We start from the raw sequence: 15,846 nt of genomic DNA, 5'->3' as shown, positions 1-15,846 counted from the left end.
TATCCTCCAGAAACAAATATTAGGCTCTTTCCCGCAATAAAAATCTCTGAAACACCCGAATAAAATCACAGATTAACTCGTCAACTTAAACAGCATTCTCAAAACACAGATGAGAAATATTTTTTGGCTACTCAAAGCTATGAGTTTTCACACAGCCTGCGCTCTAAGCGGACTGTAGTAGCGTCCCCATTACCGTTAATGGCCGAATCATCTAACTTTGAGCAGGTCACAGAACCTCGTAGTATAGCGCGGGGATAGCATTTCTCTCTTCATCTGCCAGGCAGTCTGGATCCCCTGCCCCGCAAAATAGAGCGTCCCCCTGCCATCCTTTGCATTGAGATGGTCGAGGACTTCCATTAACTTTTCGCTGTTCTGCCGCGGTGCGTTGTCATCAAAAAGATTCAGCTGTGCCACGCCCTGGCTGTAGAAATCGCCCAGCATCACGCCGGCCTTCTGGTAACGGTGCCCGTCTCGCCAGATAGCATCGAGGCATGTCGTCGCCGCGGTAATTATGTCCCGGCTATCCTGGGTTGGCGTTAGCAGCTTTACAGATGCGCTGTTGCCGTAATATGGCTCGTTGAGCGCAAAGGGGCTGGTTTTGACAAAAGCGGAGATAAACCGGCAATACTGATGCTCGCCGCGAAGTTTCTCGGCTGCGCGCGATGCATAGCTGCATATCGCCTGGCGCATTTCATGATATTCAGTGATGCGGCCACCGAAAGAACGGCTGCACACAATTTCCTGCTTTACCGGCGCGAACTCCTCAAGACCAAGGCATGGCTCGCCACGCAGCTCACGCGCTGTTCTTTCCAGAACAACATTAAAATGCTTCCGGATAAAACGAATATCCGTATCGGCTAACTTAAGCACCGTGTCTATCCCCATAGACTCAAGTTTTTTACTGATGCGGCGCCCAACACCCCATACTTCATCAACCGGCAATAGAGCCATTAACTTTCTCTGCCGTTCCAGGTTCGACAAATCAACCACTCCCCCGGTCTGCCGCTGCCACTGTTTCGCGGCGTGATTGGCCAGCTTCGCCAGAGTTTTTGTCTGGGCTATGCCAACACCAACCGTGAGGTGCGTCCGGCGCAGAACCGTCTCGCGAATTTCCCGGCCAAAGTCGGTAAGGTCGCGACAGTTACGAACTCCTGTCAGATCGCAAAATGCCTCATCGATACTGTAAATTTCGCAGCGCGGAGAGAGCTCTTCAAGCGTAGTCATGACCCGGTTCGACATATCCGCATAGAGCTCATAGTTGCTACTAAACGCGATAATGCCGTGCCGGCGAAACATGTCCTTTTGTTTGAAGTACGGCTCCCCCATTTTGACAAAGGGCTTCGCCTCAGCGGAACGAGCAATCACACACCCGTCGTTATTGGAAAGGACGACTACTGGCCGCCCTTTCAGGTCAGGACGAAACACCGTCTCGCACGATGCGTAAAATGAATTCACATCGCAAAGCGCAAACATCTTAGCCCGCTGATTTAATGATGTAAGTAACGACCCCGAACACGTCGAGAGTATCCTCGCTTCCGACAACTATCGGCGAATATGCAGGATTCATTGGGTTAAGCTGAACGCGTGGATGTAGTTGCAACTTCTTAACAGTGAATCCCCCGTCCACTGCGGCAATCACAATATCGCCATGGACTGCGGTCCTTGAACTATCCACAACCAGAAGATCCCCCTCGCTGATCCCGGCATCTTTCATGCTATCGCCGGCAGCTTTGACAAAATACGTCGCGCTGGGGTGGTTAACTAATAACTCGTTCAGGTCGATGCGTTGCTCAACATAATCCTGGGCGGGACTTGGAAAACCACACTGAACAAGGTCGCTGTACAATGGGATCAGGATAATCCTACGTAACTCAACGGGCGTGTAGAACTGCATGATAGACTCGCTCACATAAATACTGTTTATATATACAGTAGATTTAACTCGGCGACATATCAATATAGGTTACGCCTATCAATTTCCGTCATTGCCGTAACGTATTGATGTAATAAGTACGGTAAGTCTTAAAGTGCTTTCAGTGCTGAACTGTTTGATGCTTTTGCGAACAATGCGCGGATAAAATTTTTCAGATATGGCGCTGCCTCCATAGCAAATTGCTCACCTGCGGGCTCTTGCATACGGTTCGCAGGTGAGCAAACTTAGCCGGCAGGAAAATATTTATAAATAGTCTTCACCCCTACGCCGATCACATCAGCTATCTGTTGGCGTGTAGCTCCGTTCTCCAGCATTCGATGCGCACGATCGACAACCTCCGGGGTCATCACCTGCCGGCGGCCGCCAATACGCCCCTGCTCCCTCGCCGCGGCTAATCCTGCCCGGGTACGCTCGACGATCAGCTCTCTTTCCATTTCCGCCAGAGCGCTCATTACGTGGAAGAAAAAGCGGCCGGCGGCTGTGCTGGTATCGATGCTGTCAGTCAGGCTGCGGAAATTAACCCCGCGCACCTGCAGCTCCGATATTGCTGTGAGTCCTCTCATGAACGAGGGGAATAAAAAAAGCCCGCTTTGAGAGCGGGCTGAAAAAGTTGGCTTTCGAGGAGTAACGGTTCCTGATAGTCCGAGCTACCGATTTACCAGAAAAGCATTTCCTTTTATGTCGTTACTGTAATTAACCATAGTCTGCCAAAGAGAATGAGTAAACCCAACAAGATGTTCGGTTTACTTACTTGCGATTAGATGTGGTGCCGGGTGCCTCCCGGTGAGCATGCCCCAACAGACATAACTCGCGTGGTATTCACAGGGCTTTCGCTCTATTAGTTGGACGCCCCTCCGCATAGGGGGATTCACCACGTCGATAATTGTGCATTGCTGTTGCCTCCGTATTGAGCAAACGATCAATAGAATGATGAACACTTTTTAATTGAGGAGTTTGCTCATGAAAAGAAACTTACAGTACGAGTTTCACCATTTTGGCATTCCATTACAGGATGGAAGATGTGAAGGAACGTTCAGTGAGAAGGCTGGAATGTTCACTTCCGACAATCCCGGGAAATTTAAAGTCCAGTGGCATCGCTTTACTGACGACTCACCACTTCATCCTTTATTGAAAACGGTACCTCATGTTGCGTTTAAAGTTGATAACTTATCAGCAGCCATCAGAGATGAAGAGATAATCCTCGGCCCCTATGAGCCCATAGATGATTACTTCGTAGCAGTTATCAATGACGCAGGTGTTCCAATCGAACTGATTCAAACAACCCTGACGGATGAGGAACTTTGGGAGAGAGCAAGGACAGGTAAAGGAAGCCTCTATCGTAAATAAAAATGATACCGTTAGCTGTTTATCTTAGAGAGACTCAAAGTAATGATACGCTTTTAGTAACTCTTCTTCCGAAAGGGGACAGTCTAAGTTAACCCCTGTGTCACTCATGATTTTATTCAGCAGCGCTTCTCTCGTCATGCCAACTCGATTGGCTACATGGTTGACACAACTTCGTGCATGCGAAGCGCGGGAGGTAAATGGTAAAGTCGAGTCCAGCACCTTTTTTCTTGATGATGAGTGAGACATAAAGCCCTTACGAAGATAAAAGACCCCGCCGAGGCGAGGTCTTAATGTTTTTAACGTCATGGGCGAATTAACCCATCATTGGATCGAGGATAGCCAATTTCCGCCACGTTTGCGATAGCCTGCTGCAAAGTCATCTCGTTACCTTCTCAAGCATCTTTTCTGCGAAGGATTCCTCACGTGGCAATACTCCACCAGACGATCAAAGAACAATTTAAAGTGTCTTCGCCAGGTAGTTCGGTCACTCCAGGAGCCTTGGATACCTCCGCGTCTTTTAATCTGGGATAACCGCGGCCAGTGCAGTGAGGGCATTGCTTAATATGCCACCGAAAACACTGAGCCCATCAGCGCCAGCGCGACGAATAGATAACTTGCAGTCATAGAATTTTTGATTTAATCGCCGTAGGAATTCGGCCTCTAACGCTGGCTCAGTGTAAGTACACACGATTTAGTTCCACGCACTTTTTGAGAGTTCCGGTTTTTCAGCCATCAGCCGGTACTCTTCCGGCGTCAGGTTGTTCAGGGATTCATGAGGTCGCTCGTTGTTATATTCCATCAGCCAGCGCTCTGTAATTTCCCGTGCTTCGTTCAGTGTTCTGAACAGGTAAAAATCCAGGATCTCTGTCCGGTATGTCCGGTTGAACCGTTCGATAAACGCATTCTGTGTTGGCTTACCCGGCTTGATAAATTCGAGCTGCACGCCATGTTCTTCGGCCCATTGTGCCAGCGCCAGTGAGACCAGTTCTGGCCCATTGTCCATCCTCATTTTTAGCGGATAGCCGCGGTTTATCACGATCCTGTCCAGCACCCGGACAACTCGCTGAGCCGGGATATTCAGGTCGATTTCTATCGCCAGCGCTTCACGGTTAAAATCATCCACCACATTGAAAGTCCGGAAGCGTCTGCCACAGACCAGCGCATCATGCATAAAGTCTATCGACCAGCTCTGGTTAAGTGCCTCAGGCGTCACCAGTGGCGCCGGGTTGCGTACCGGTAGCCGCTGTTTTCCCTTACGACGAAAATTCAGTTTCAGCAGGCAGTAAATCCGGTGAACGCGCTTGTGGTTCCAGGTATTGCCCTGCCTGCGCAGCAACTGGAACAGCTTCTTAAAACCGTAGCGCGGATAGCGTTCTGCCAGTTCAGTCAGCGCACAGATCACCGGTTCATCACGTCGGGTATCGGGCTGATAAAAATAGACCGTCCTGCTCAGCGATAACGTCCTGCAGGCCTGACGTAAACTCATGGCAAATTGCGCCGTCAGATAGCTGACGAGTTCACGCTTTATCGCTGGTTTTAAAGCTTTTTTTCGATGACGTCTTTCAGTGCCCGGCACTCAAGGCTGAGATCAGCAAACATCTGCTTAAGCCTCCGGTTCTCATCTTCCAGATCTTTGATTTTTTTAATATCGGCCGCTTCCATCCCGCCATACTTTGCCTTCCAGTTGTAATAGCTGGCTTCCGAAATAGCGGCTTCACGGCACACATCTTTGACGGTACGTCCGGCTTCGACGGACTTCAATACGGCGAATTTTCGTGATATTAATGTATGTATTTTGCTGAAATAAGTTCGATATAAAAACCATTAAACTCCATTTGAAGCAATGGTTTAAACTTCTACCTGGCCTGCTTCTTTTAACGGCAGGAGCATACTATTTAACATACACAGGAGTGGGAAATATGTCTGATAGTATATATCGTACCAAAAGAGTTATTGCTAGCAATGAGTGCTTTCTATTAATCTACTATATTCTTTTATTTCTGACAAATTACTTTTTTACTTGGTTGCTTTTAATTTATCTATATATATTAAAAGGTTTACCTTACTCTCAAAAGCGGAGATAACCTCCGCCTTACATTCAATATAAATATTTATTTAAATAAATCAAACGCTGCATTATTGTGACGAATGCCAAAAATCATGCCCTGCCGGATATTGATATATACGAAGGGAGAATTTTTCAACGATAGCCGTGATGTACTCAAAAATTTCTGATTGAGTATTTTCGTAATCCACCCATAGCGTTGAACTGGTAAAGCAATAAATTTCCAGCGGAATCCCCGAAGCTGATGGTTTTAACGTTCTCACTACGACATACATATCTTTTATAATATCAGATCGTTCAGCCAAATAGGCCATAATGTAATGACGAAATAGCGTTAAATTTGTCAGTCCATTATCTATAAACCAGCTATCCGCAATCCCCATTGCATCACGCCCATCGATTAACTTAGAGAGAGGCTCACTTACACCTCTAATCGTAAGTATTGGTGCAAGTATTTCTTGAGTTAGAAAAGTAACCGAGTGCTGATCTATTGTAGTACTACGCATTATCCTTCTGGCACCAGAAGAGAACATAGCCTGCCAGTTAGTATATGTTTCTGTTAGGAAATTTTTTGTCGGTATACGTGAAATCGTATTATCCCAATTGCGTATAGTAATTGTATGTAATGCAATATCAGTAACCTCCCCGCTCAAATTCTTATCAGGCATTTCAATCCAATCACCGAGTTGAAGTACGTCATTTGATGACAACTGGACGTTAGCTACAAGCGAAAGCAGCGTATGCTGAAATACCAGCATCAGTACAGCAGCAACAGCACCTAGACTTGAGATAATAATTGCAGGAGATTTGTTTGACATAACGGCAAGTATCATTATTGCCGCAATGATGTGAACTAAAATCTTACCTATTTGTATGTAACCTTTTATCGAATGATTTTTGCGCTTTGTTTTTCTTAAATAAGAACTATTAACGATATCTAGCATTTCATTAAAAAAGACAGACAGAAAAACGAAAAACAAGATTCCACATATTGTATTTATGCCAGTAACTAAAGATACTGGCATATTTGGCATGAATTGCAGAACATAATATACAATAATGACAGGAACGAAGTTGGATAACTTTTCAGCAATACGGCGATCTTTTTCGAGAGGAACATCTTGTTTATGACTGGAAAAAAATACTTTCCTGACAGCTTTTATTAACAGGAACTTACACATAATATGCGCAAAAAATCCAGACATAATAAGAAGCACAATGTTAAAACCTATGGCTAGTGCTGGGTTGCTCTCAATAAATTTCAAAAAATAATCCAAATACGCCATCATTTATCACCTGCTTCACATGCTAAACTGTACAGGCTACAACCAATAATAAGTTGGAATAACCCTTTAACAATTTCTATCATCGCATAATCCAGTCATGCAAGTCCATAATCTGGTTCTGAAGCGAATAAAACACTCGCAGGCTTAATGGAGCCAACCCTCTTATGCCATCGTTGATGGTTTACAAATCAATGGGGAATAGGTCATATCTGGCGACTACTGATACAGCAAATGTAAAGGCAAGCCCGGGGGTGTTTGCAGTGAGGCACGAGAAAACTAAGTGAGGCTATACATGGTTAGCTTGTTTTTCAAAATCGTACCGCCAATGATCGTAATTATTAAAGCGATAATCAAGTACGTAAATCAGCGCCCGTAAGTTTAGTTTTTACCAAAGGCCCATAAAACGGGCCTTTTTTAACAAGTTTAATTATCACTTCATAAACTGGATTCTTGCTTGAAATCTCAAGCCAGACTATTTCCATTCAGTTAAAGGTCTGGTTCTTTGTTTAACCTCATAAAATTAAGCCGCTACTTGCGTCTGACACATCTCAGGCAAGTTTGCCCTTTCCAAAGCCTCAGTGAATGGAGGCGGGACGGCGTTACCACAGCGCGCGACCTGCTTATCCTTCGCATACTTCACGCGGCGGCAATCCTGGTCAATGATGTACCACTCGGGGAAGCCCTGCGCCCGGTAAAGCTCATGCGGCTGTAGCATGCGCATTCCAATGTCGACAATGCGATATGTCACCCCGGCGATTTTCACCAGTCCGGTGCTATCTTCCCCGCAGTATTCCTGCAGGAACGCCAGCACCTGCTGCGCGCGCTCTTCGTCGTAGTCCTCGACCGCCAGAGTCGTTTTAACCTCCCCTACGTGCTGGCCGCCGGCAGTGATAGTCGGCATCAGCTCGTCAGTAGGCTGGCCGTCACGGCAAGTACCGCGCAGTTTAACCAGATGAGAAGCGACTAATGCGTGGTGATCGACAGTCGTTACTGAATGCGCAGGCTCATCCAGCCTCACGCCGGCGCCCTGATAATTTCCTCCGTAGTGTTTTGCCAGGAACGCACCAACTACGGCATGTTTCCCGCCACCAGCCACAACGGTTCCCAGCGGCTTATCCAGTCCTGGCACGCGAGGTGCCTGGCCTGGCCGTTCTCCGTATCCTATTTGAATGAGCGTCGGTACAACCCGCTGCGATTTACCGCCACCGCCCGCGGTGATTGTTGCGCTTGGTTCGTCGGCACGGTGTCCGATGCTGGCGCCGAACTGCCTGGCGATAACCGGAGCGACGACACAGGCGCGCGACTCTTTCAGGATTGTGTGGGCGGGCTTATCGATCGGGCGCGGTTTAGCCTGGTACTCGCTGCCGCCATTGCCAGCCAGGAACGGCGCCAGCTCTGCCTCAACAATACCCAGAGCGTGACCATTCCCGTCCGGGCGCCTGGACGTGCCGGCGGTCACTGTCGGTAGTTACGTGAAAAATTGGGCCGTACCCTCATGCAAATTTAACAAAATTTAAAGATTTATTTTGGGGAAAAGTTTTGGAGAGATTTTGGAGAAGAAAAAATTGGATAAAAAACCGGGCGCTGCGCCCGGTCTTCTTCTACTCGTCAAAACGCTCGGCTAGCTCAGCCCGCGGTTTTCCAGCATCGGTTCAATCTGCGGATCGTGTCCACGCCACTGGCGATAAAGTTCAGCTAAATCAGTGCTATTGCCGCGAGACAAAATCGCTTCCCGGAAGCGCTGGCCGTTTTCGCGGGTTAACCCCCCCTGCTCAACGAACCACTGGTAGCCGTCGTCCGCCAGCATCTGCGTCCACAGATAAGCGTAATAGCCTGCTGCGTAGCCGCCGCCGAAAATATGCGAGAAGTAGCTGCTGCGATAGCGTGGCGGCACCGCGGCAAGATCCATATCCTCCGCATGCAGGGACGCGGCTTCAAACGCATCCACGTCCTTGGGTAGCTTATCTACCGTCACGCTGTGCCAGCGCATATCCAACAGCGCTGCCGCGAGCAGTTCGCTCATATCGTAGCCTTTATTAAACTTAGCCGCGCGGAACATGCTGTCGCGCAGCGCTTCCGGCATGGCTTCCCCAGTTTGATGATGCCGCGCGTAGTGAGCAAACACCTGCGGCTCGCTGGCCCAGTGTTCATAAATCTGCGAAGGGAACTCAACAAAATCGCGCGGGGTATTGGTTCCTGACAGGCTGGCATACTTCTGGCTGGCGAACAGGCCGTGCAGGGTATGACCAAATTCGTGGAATAAAGTGATGACCTCATCCCAGGAAAGCAGCGCGCTGTGTCCTGCTTTGGGTTTCTGGTAATTACAGACGTTGTAGATAACCGGGTGTTGCGCTCGCAGGGTCGATTGTTCGACAAACACGCCCATCCATGCCCCGCCGCTTTTGCTATCCCGCGAGAAGTAGTCGCCGTAGAACAGCGCGATCCCCTCACCGTTAGCGTCGATAATTTCCCATACCTGTACGTCAGGGTGATAAACCGGAATATCGAATCGTTCGATAAAGCGAATACCGAACAGCTGTGTCGCCGTCCAGAACACGCCATCGCGCAGGACGCGGTCGAGGGCAAAATAGGGTTTTAACTGCGCTTCATCGATGGCAAATTTCTTCCTGCGCACCTGCTCGGCGTAATAGAGCCAGTCCCAGGCTGCCGCACGGAAATCTCCGCCTTCATTATCAATAACCTGCTGAATATCCGCCAGCTCCTGCTCGGCCCGAGCCCTTGCCGCCGGGGCGATTCGTCGCATAAAGGTAAACGCCTCCCCCGGCGCTCCCGCCATCTGATCGGCCATAGACCAGCTGGCAAAGTCGTCAGCGCCCAGCAGCTGCGCTTTACGCGCGCGAATTTCCGCCAGTCGCAGCACCAGCTCGCGGGTGTCATTCGTATCGCCCTTCTGATTGCGCGTCCAGCCGGCCGCAAACAAATTTTCTCGCGTCTGTCTGTCCTGCAGCGAAAGCAGCGCGGGCTGCTGGGTGGTATTGAGTAAAGGCAGCAGCCAGCGACCGCTTAATCCCTTCTCCTGCGCGGCCTCTGCCGCTGCGCTAATCTCCTCGTCGCTAAGCCCCACGAGCTGATGGACATCCTCCACCACCAGACCGCCAGATTTTACCGCCGCCAGCAGGCGCTGCTGAAACTGGCTTTGCAGCGCTGCCGCTTCGGTATTCAGCGCGCGAAGCGCCGCTTTTTGCTCATCCTCAAGCATCGCGCCCGCAAGGGTAAAACGTTGCCAGGTCACCTCCAGCAAACGCCGGGATTCGGCCTCCAGAGAGAGCGAATCGCGCTGCTCCCACACTCGCTTCACCCGCTGAAAAAGCGCATCGTTAAGCCAGATATCATTCGCCAGTTCCGCCAGCTCGGCGGAAAACTGCTCATCAAGCGCCTGAATGGTCGGGTTGGTCTCCGCTCCCGCCATCGCGAAAAAAACGTTCGTCACCCGAGCCAACAGCTGACCACTCTGCTCCAGGGCCTCCAGCGTATTGGCAAAATCAGCCGGCTGGGGATGATTAACGATAGCGGCAATCTCCGCGCGCTGGCGGCGAACGCCCTCGTCGAAGGCCGGACGGTAATGACTCACGTCAATCACATCGAAGCGCGGCGCCTGATAAGGCAGCAGGCTGACGCTGAAAAAAGGATTGTTCTCCGACATCTTCATCTCCTGAATACGATTATTCTGTAAGATTAGGCAACTCATTGATTGACCGCAATGATTACTCTGTTAACCGCCGCGATCGACCTCCTTTGTCCGATGATTTCCATTACCCGCCACCGGGATCGCGTGCTATGGTATGAAGACACAAAAAGCGTTGAGGAACAGTAAGATGATTATTCTGGTTACCGGAGCAACAGCGGGTTTTGGGGAAAGTATTACTCGCCGTTTTATCGCTAACGGTCACAAAGTGATTGCCACCGGGCGCCGCGAAGAGCGCCTGAAAACGTTGAAAGATGAGCTGGGCGACAACCTTTATACCGCCCAACTGGACGTACGCAATCGCGCAGCCATTGAAGAGACGATCGCCGGGCTGCCCGCCGAATGGCAGGCGATTGATATTCTGGTCAATAACGCCGGACTGGCGCTGGGTCTTGAGCCCGCGCATAAAGCCAGTCTTGAAGACTGGGAAGACATGATTGATACCAATAATAAAGGACTGGTTTATATGACCCGCGCCGTCCTGCCGGGGATGGTTGAACGTAACCGCGGCCATATTATCAATATTGGTTCGGTCGCCGGCGCCTGGCCTTACGCCGGCGGTAACGTCTACGGTGCGACCAAAGCTTTTGTGCGCCAGTTCAGCCTCAATCTTCGTACCGACCTTCACGGCACAGCCCTTCGCGTGACCGATATTGAACCCGGCCTGGTTGGCGGCACCGAGTTCTCCAACGTGCGTTTTAAAGGCGATGACGCTAAAGCCGAGAAAGCTTACGAAAATACCCAGGCCCTGACGCCGGAGGATGTAACCGAAGCGGTCTGGTGGGTCGCGACCCTGCCAAAACACGTCAACATCAACACCCTGGAACTCATGCCGGTCAGCCAAACCTTTGCCGGGCTGAACGTTCATCGCCAGGGCTAAGCTCTGTGACCCGGCCAGCAGGCCGGGTCTGGGCTGAAAGATAAAAAAAACGTAAAATAGCGCAAATACCTCATATAAAAGTAATTATCCATGGCCGCAGAAGCACAACTGAATCCGACACAGCCCGTCAATCAGCAAATTTATCGTATCCTTCGTCGGGATATCGTTCACTGTCTGATCCCACCAGGCACCCCACTTTCGGAGAAGGAAGTCTCCGTGCGCTTTGACGTTTCTCGTCAACCGGTTCGCGAAGCCTTTATTAAACTGGCCGAAAACGGTTTGATCCAGATCCGCCCGCAGCGCGGGAGCTACGTGAATAAGATCTCTCTTTCGCAGGTGCGCAACGGCTGTTTTGTCCGCCAGGCCATCGAATGCGCCGTGGTGCGGCGCGCCGCCGGGATGGTGAACGATGAACAGCTTTACCAGCTTGAGCAAAATCTCAATCAGCAGCGTATGGCGGTTGAACGCCAGCAGTTAACTGATTTTTTCCAGCTGGATGACGAATTTCACCAGAAGCTTTCGCAAATCGCCGACTGCCAGTTAGCCTGGGATACCGTCGAAAATATTAAAGCCACCATCGACCGGGTGCGCTATATGAGCCTCGATCATGTGACGCCTCCCGATATGATGCTGCGTCAGCATTACGATATTTTCCAGCCGCTGGTCGCCCGTGACCCGGACGCGGTGGAAAAAGCGATGAGCTTACATCTGCAAGAAATTAGCGAATCAGTGCTACTGGTACGTCAGGAAAATAGCGACTGGTTTAGCGAGGAATAAAATGCGTCGCGGCAGAATATACGGTCTGCCGCTCTGGATTTATTAAGAGGACTATCTGACCACCAGAACCGGTATTTTGGCGTGACGTAAAATCGACTCCGCGTTTGAACCAAGAAGATGAGTTGATATACCCGGTTTGCGGGAACCAATAACAATAACGTCAAATTCCTCATTGCTGCTCATGGCCAGGATTTCATCGCGCACGTTGCCAAATACCACTCTGGAATGAATCCGCCCGGCGGGTATCGAAAACAGACGGGATAAGGTCTTCATCTTTTTCTCTGACTCCTCGCGCATATAGGCTTCAAACTTACGGATATCGGCGGCAAAACCGCGTAAAATCGAGCTGCTGCTGTTCGGCAGAACGTTGAGCAGCGTAATTTCCCCTTCATCCGCTGATGCTAAAAACTCGGCATGGCGGACCGCCTTATCGCTTAAATCCATTTCAAAAACGTCTACAGGTAGCAAAATTTTTTTGTACATAGTCCGTTCTCCTTTTTTCTGAGGAAACTTAGTAAGTTAACTCATCATGCCATATTTACTGCAGCAGGAGAACGAATAATCACTCAGATAAATATTTAATTGATTAAAATAAATTACACTTATTTATACTTAACTGTTGTTAGATAAAGTTATGTATATTCAACGATCTGGATCAAGGTTTATTCCAGACGGAAATATTTTCAGGCGGGAAAAGCGTTCACTGATAAAGCGCGATGGCAGTGCCGCCGGGATCGGCGGCACGCGGGCGAAATACATTAATTTGCCTTAGCCCAGGCCGCTACGGTAGCTTTTGCGCCGTGCGCTTGCAGCGATAAATAAGCGCGAACCACCGCGTTGACGAAACGGCTCTCCTTGGGCAGGCTCAAACCAAAAATAGCCTCAATGCCCAATAGCGCCCGCACGCGTTCTTCGCCGTCTTCGCTGTTCTGAACGGTTTGCGTAATCATCGGCAGCATAGGATCGGAGATTTCAATCGCCTGCCCCAGGTCATCCACCCCGCTCACATAGCGCATCCAGCCTGCGACGCCCATCGCCAACAGAGGAAAGTCGCCGCCATCCGCCAGGTGCCAGCGAATCGAATCCAGCATGCGCTGCGGCAGTTTCTGACTGCCGTCCATGGCGATCTGCCAGGTACGATGCTTCAGCGCCGAATTGCTATAGCGCTCGATCAGAAGCCCGGCATAGCGTGCCAAATCCACACCCTTCACGCTCAGCGTCGGCGCCTGTTCAGCCAGCATCAGCGTATGCGCGGCGCGGCGATAGTTTTCATCCTGCATGCAATCATTAATGTGCTGATAGCCAGCCAGATACCCCAAATAAGCCAGAAAAGAGTGGCTGCCGTTGAGCATGCGCAGCTTCATCTCTTCAAACGGCAGCACGTCCGACACCAGCTCGGCGCCGGCTTTTTCCCACTGCGGACGACCGGCAACAAAGTTGTCTTCAATGACCCACTGACGAAACGGTTCGCAGGCGACGCCGGCCGGATCGCGAACGCCGGTAAGCTGTTCAATTTTCTCCAGGGTATCGGCAGTGACTGCCGGAACGATGCGGTCAACCATCGTCGAAGGAAACGTGACGTTGCGCGTAATCCATTCGGCCAAATCGGCATCAACGGCGCGAGCGTAGGCGCAGACGACATTACGCATGACGTGGCCATTTTCCGGCATATTGTCGCAGGACATCACGCTGAAGCCAGGTAGCCCTGCCGCTTTGCGTCTAGCGAGGGCTTCTACCACTACGCCCGGCGCAGATTTTGGTTGCTGGGGATTTTGTAAATCGGCCACAATCAGCGGGTGATCCAACTGCAACTCGCCGCTGGCCGGAGAGTGGCAGTAGCCTTTTTCAGTAATGGTCAATGACACAATCGCGACCTGCGGCTCGCACATTTTTGCCAGCACGCTCTCCAGACCATCGACCTGGGCGTGCATCGCCTGCTTGACCACGCCAACAACGCGGGCGGTCCAGGCATCCGCCGACATTTCAGCGACGGTATAGAGTAAATCCTGCTCCTGGAGATCGGCGATCTGCTGCTCGCCGCCGATCAGGTTAACTTCGGTATAACCCCAGTCGCTGCCGTGTTCTGTCGCCAGAATATCGGCATATACCGCCTGGTGAGCGCGATGAAATGCGCCAAAGCCCAAATGAACGATGCGCGGAATAAGGCGGTTGCGATCGTATGCCGGCAACGTGGCGTTAGCTGTTAAAAGCATATTTTCCATGATGGCTCTCATATTTATGATTTTTCAATTCCCACGGTGGGTATGGATATAAACCATCTCACGCAATTGGTATGACATCTTTGATATTCATCAACTACCATACAAGAAGCTGGATGGGCTAGATTCTCGCAATAATCTCTGGCAAGAGAAGTAAAACTGCCGGGCTAAAAGCCCGGCAGTTTCCTGTTTACGGCTATCATCTTAAGGTGCGGACTTGATGCGTTTTAAATATATTGCCCGCTGCGGACACTTTTAGGCTTTGGCGCGCAGTCTGCGGCATCATTCAGCAGGCTCAGATCGCGGTCGCGGACTTCAGGCATCAGGAGGGCGGAAATTAAGCCAATAATGGAATAGCACACCAGCATAATCACAATCGGCATCCATGAACCGGTCATATTGCAGAAAATACCGGCCAGCACCGGACCAAATCCTACTGCCACGAGGCCACCCGCTTCTTTTGAAATTGCCATGCGGGTAAAGCGGTTACGCGAACCGAACATTTCCGCCATGGTAATATTTTCCAGCGCAAACAGCCCTAACACCGCGATATTATGAATGACGATCAATGACGCCATAATAGTGCTCGCGCTGTAACTTTTATCCACAATAATCGACAGCATCGGCCAGGCCAGAATAATGGCTGAAATATTGACAATAATATATGGTGTGCGACGCCCCACCTTATCTGACAGCCATCCGAGGAATGGAATAGTAATAAAGCCAATAATAGAGCTGATCATTAACGCATCAGTAGGGATAGCCTTATCAAACAGTAAGGTTTGCACCAGATAGCCCGCGAGGAACGTTTGCAATAACCCTGAATTTCCGGCCTGTCCGAAGCGCAGACCCGTCGCCAGCCAGAAGGACTTACTTTTCAGCATGGCGCTAAAGGAGCCTTCCTGCGTTGCCATCTCTTTCTGCAGGCCGCTGTCTTCGCTAACCTGCTCAAAGACCGGGCTCTCTTTCAGATTAAGACGCAGCCAGATGGCAAAAATCATCACCACTACGCTGGCCAGGAACGGGATTCGCCATCCCCACGCGACCAGCTGCTCGCGATCCAGCACGAAGAACATCACCGCCCAGATAGCCGTGGCGCTTAAGGTGCCGCAGTTGGTGCCCATTGCCACCAGTGAAGAGATGATCCCGCGCTTCCCTTTTGGCGCATATTCCGCCAGCATGGTACCGGCACCTGATATTTCTGCGCCTGCGCCTAGCCCCTGAATAATACGTAAGGTTACCAGCAACACCGGCGCTAAAATACCGACCTGAGCATAGGTTGGCAGTACGCCAATGAGGGTCGTACAGATCCCCATCATGGTGATGGTAATAAACAGGACCTTTTTGCGCCCAATACTGTCGCCCATTTTACCAAAAATAAAAGCGCCGACAATTCGCGCAATATATCCCGCGCCGTAGGTGCCCATTGCCAGAATCAAGGCCATCGCGGCGGATTGTTCCGGGAAAAATATCTCATGAAAAACCAGCGCTGCCCCGAGGGAATAGAGCTGGAAATCCATAAACTCCAGTGCAGTGCCTAACCAACCAGATACGGCTGCACGAATGAGATCGGAAGTGGTTCTCTCATTTTTTACGGTAGTCATAATGATTATCTCTAATTGTAGAATACAGA

Annotated in this window: 12 protein-coding genes and 2 pseudogenes; 3 read left to right on the top strand and 11 right to left on the bottom strand. The window is 50.3% G+C overall.

All coding sequences use genetic code 11. From position 1 onward, the window contains the following. Positions 1-207: 207 nt before the first annotated feature. The 3 genes and pseudogenes from K7H21_RS13070 to K7H21_RS13060 form a co-directional block, all read right to left on the bottom strand. Positions 208-1,473: a Y-family DNA polymerase gene (locus K7H21_RS13070; RefSeq protein WP_223035842.1), complete on the bottom strand. Its 1,266-nt coding sequence runs from the start codon at positions 1,471-1,473 to the stop codon at positions 208-210. Position 1,474: 1 nt separating this feature from the next. Then, complete coding sequence (locus K7H21_RS13065; RefSeq protein ID WP_123829309.1) at positions 1,475-1,894, bottom strand: translesion error-prone DNA polymerase V autoproteolytic subunit; 420 nt, start codon at positions 1,892-1,894, stop codon at positions 1,475-1,477. A 263-nt stretch (positions 1,895-2,157) separates the two neighbouring features. Further along, positions 2,158-2,487, bottom strand: a pseudogene (locus K7H21_RS13060) (recombinase family protein); the annotation flags it as partial. A 406-nt stretch (positions 2,488-2,893) separates the two neighbouring features. Here K7H21_RS13060 and K7H21_RS13055 point away from each other — a divergent pair. Next, a complete protein-coding gene (locus K7H21_RS13055) occupies positions 2,894-3,280 on the top strand; it encodes a hypothetical protein (protein WP_049113090.1) in 387 nt (128 codons plus the stop codon). Positions 3,281-3,797: 517 nt separating this feature from the next. On the opposite strand, the gene K7H21_RS13050 is transcribed toward K7H21_RS13055, so the two are convergent. The 5 genes and pseudogenes from K7H21_RS13050 to dcp all read right to left on the bottom strand — a co-directional run bounded on the left by K7H21_RS13050 (position 3,798) and on the right by dcp (position 10,295). Then, complete coding sequence (locus K7H21_RS13050; protein WP_432649050.1) at positions 3,798-3,968, bottom strand: DinI-like family protein; 171 nt, start codon at positions 3,966-3,968, stop codon at positions 3,798-3,800. Positions 3,969-3,971: 3 nt separating this feature from the next. Continuing rightward, positions 3,972-5,074 (bottom strand): IS3 family transposase gene (locus tag K7H21_RS13045; protein WP_223035893.1). Its coding sequence is split into 2 segments (ribosomal slippage): positions 3,972-4,831 and positions 4,831-5,074, totalling 1,104 coding nucleotides; the frame shifts between segments, so codons are not numbered across the junction. Positions 5,075-5,416: 342 nt separating this feature from the next. Continuing rightward, a complete protein-coding gene (locus K7H21_RS29360; RefSeq protein WP_223035892.1) occupies positions 5,417-6,631 on the bottom strand; it encodes a mechanosensitive ion channel family protein in 1,215 nt (404 codons plus the stop codon). Between the two features lie 520 nt (positions 6,632-7,151). After that, positions 7,152-8,099: pseudogene (locus K7H21_RS13035) on the bottom strand (DNA cytosine methyltransferase); the annotation flags it as partial. A gap of 153 nt (positions 8,100-8,252) precedes the next feature. Beyond that, the gene (dcp, locus tag K7H21_RS13030) at positions 8,253-10,295 is read right to left on the bottom strand and encodes a peptidyl-dipeptidase Dcp (RefSeq protein ID WP_223035841.1); all 2,043 of its coding nucleotides are present in this window, start codon (positions 10,293-10,295) and stop codon (positions 8,253-8,255) included. Between the two features lie 172 nt (positions 10,296-10,467). Here dcp and ydfG point away from each other — a divergent pair, with 172 nt between their 5' ends. Continuing rightward, positions 10,468-11,217 carry a bifunctional NADP-dependent 3-hydroxy acid dehydrogenase/3-hydroxypropionate dehydrogenase YdfG gene (ydfG, locus tag K7H21_RS13025; RefSeq protein ID WP_004119732.1) on the top strand — a complete coding sequence of 250 codons (750 nt, stop codon included), beginning with the start codon at positions 10,468-10,470 and terminating at the stop codon, positions 11,215-11,217. Positions 11,218-11,307: 90 nt separating this feature from the next. Further along, entirely contained in the window at positions 11,308-11,994 is a 687-nt protein-coding gene (locus K7H21_RS13020; RefSeq protein ID WP_004119730.1) for a GntR family transcriptional regulator, read from the top strand. A 51-nt stretch (positions 11,995-12,045) separates the two neighbouring features. On the opposite strand, the gene K7H21_RS13015 is transcribed toward K7H21_RS13020, so the two are convergent. From K7H21_RS13015 to K7H21_RS13005, 3 genes are all read right to left on the bottom strand, one after another. After that, entirely contained in the window at positions 12,046-12,477 is a 432-nt protein-coding gene (locus tag K7H21_RS13015; RefSeq protein WP_004119728.1) for a universal stress protein, read from the bottom strand. A 275-nt stretch (positions 12,478-12,752) separates the two neighbouring features. Beyond that, a complete protein-coding gene (locus K7H21_RS13010) occupies positions 12,753-14,216 on the bottom strand; it encodes a mannitol dehydrogenase family protein (RefSeq protein ID WP_004119725.1) in 1,464 nt (487 codons plus the stop codon). 224 nt (positions 14,217-14,440) lie between these two features. Further along, positions 14,441-15,817, bottom strand: coding sequence for an MFS transporter (locus K7H21_RS13005; protein ID WP_004119720.1), 1,377 nt, complete (start codon positions 15,815-15,817; stop codon positions 14,441-14,443). Between the last annotated feature and the right edge of the window lie 29 nt (positions 15,818-15,846).

Source organism: Klebsiella sp. CTHL.F3a (genome assembly GCF_019890895.1).
Lineage (GTDB): Bacteria > Pseudomonadota > Gammaproteobacteria > Enterobacterales > Enterobacteriaceae > Klebsiella > Klebsiella grimontii.
Note: the sequence above shows the minus strand (reverse complement) of the source record. Positions and strands in the feature narration are given on the sequence as shown.

Bases quoted from the DNA above. Each gene is read 5' to 3' on its own strand.
- K7H21_RS13070 (WP_223035842.1), bottom strand. From the start codon at position 1,473: ATGTTTGCGCTTTGCGATGTGAATTCATTTTACGCATCGTGCGAGACG.
- K7H21_RS13020 (WP_004119730.1), top strand. From the start codon at position 11,308: ATGGCCGCAGAAGCACAACTGAATCCGACACAGCCCGTCAATCAGCAA.
- K7H21_RS13055 (WP_049113090.1), top strand. From the start codon at position 2,894: ATGAAAAGAAACTTACAGTACGAGTTTCACCATTTTGGCATTCCATTA.
- K7H21_RS13015 (WP_004119728.1), bottom strand. From the start codon at position 12,477: ATGTACAAAAAAATTTTGCTACCTGTAGACGTTTTTGAAATGGATTTA.
- K7H21_RS29360 (WP_223035892.1), bottom strand. From the start codon at position 6,631: ATGGCGTATTTGGATTATTTTTTGAAATTTATTGAGAGCAACCCAGCA.
- ydfG (WP_004119732.1), top strand. From the start codon at position 10,468: ATGATTATTCTGGTTACCGGAGCAACAGCGGGTTTTGGGGAAAGTATT.
- dcp (WP_223035841.1), bottom strand. From the start codon at position 10,295: ATGTCGGAGAACAATCCTTTTTTCAGCGTCAGCCTGCTGCCTTATCAG.
- K7H21_RS13005 (WP_004119720.1), bottom strand. From the start codon at position 15,817: ATGACTACCGTAAAAAATGAGAGAACCACTTCCGATCTCATTCGTGCA.
- K7H21_RS13010 (WP_004119725.1), bottom strand. From the start codon at position 14,216: ATGGAAAATATGCTTTTAACAGCTAACGCCACGTTGCCGGCATACGAT.
- K7H21_RS13065 (WP_123829309.1), bottom strand. From the start codon at position 1,894: ATGCAGTTCTACACGCCCGTTGAGTTACGTAGGATTATCCTGATCCCA.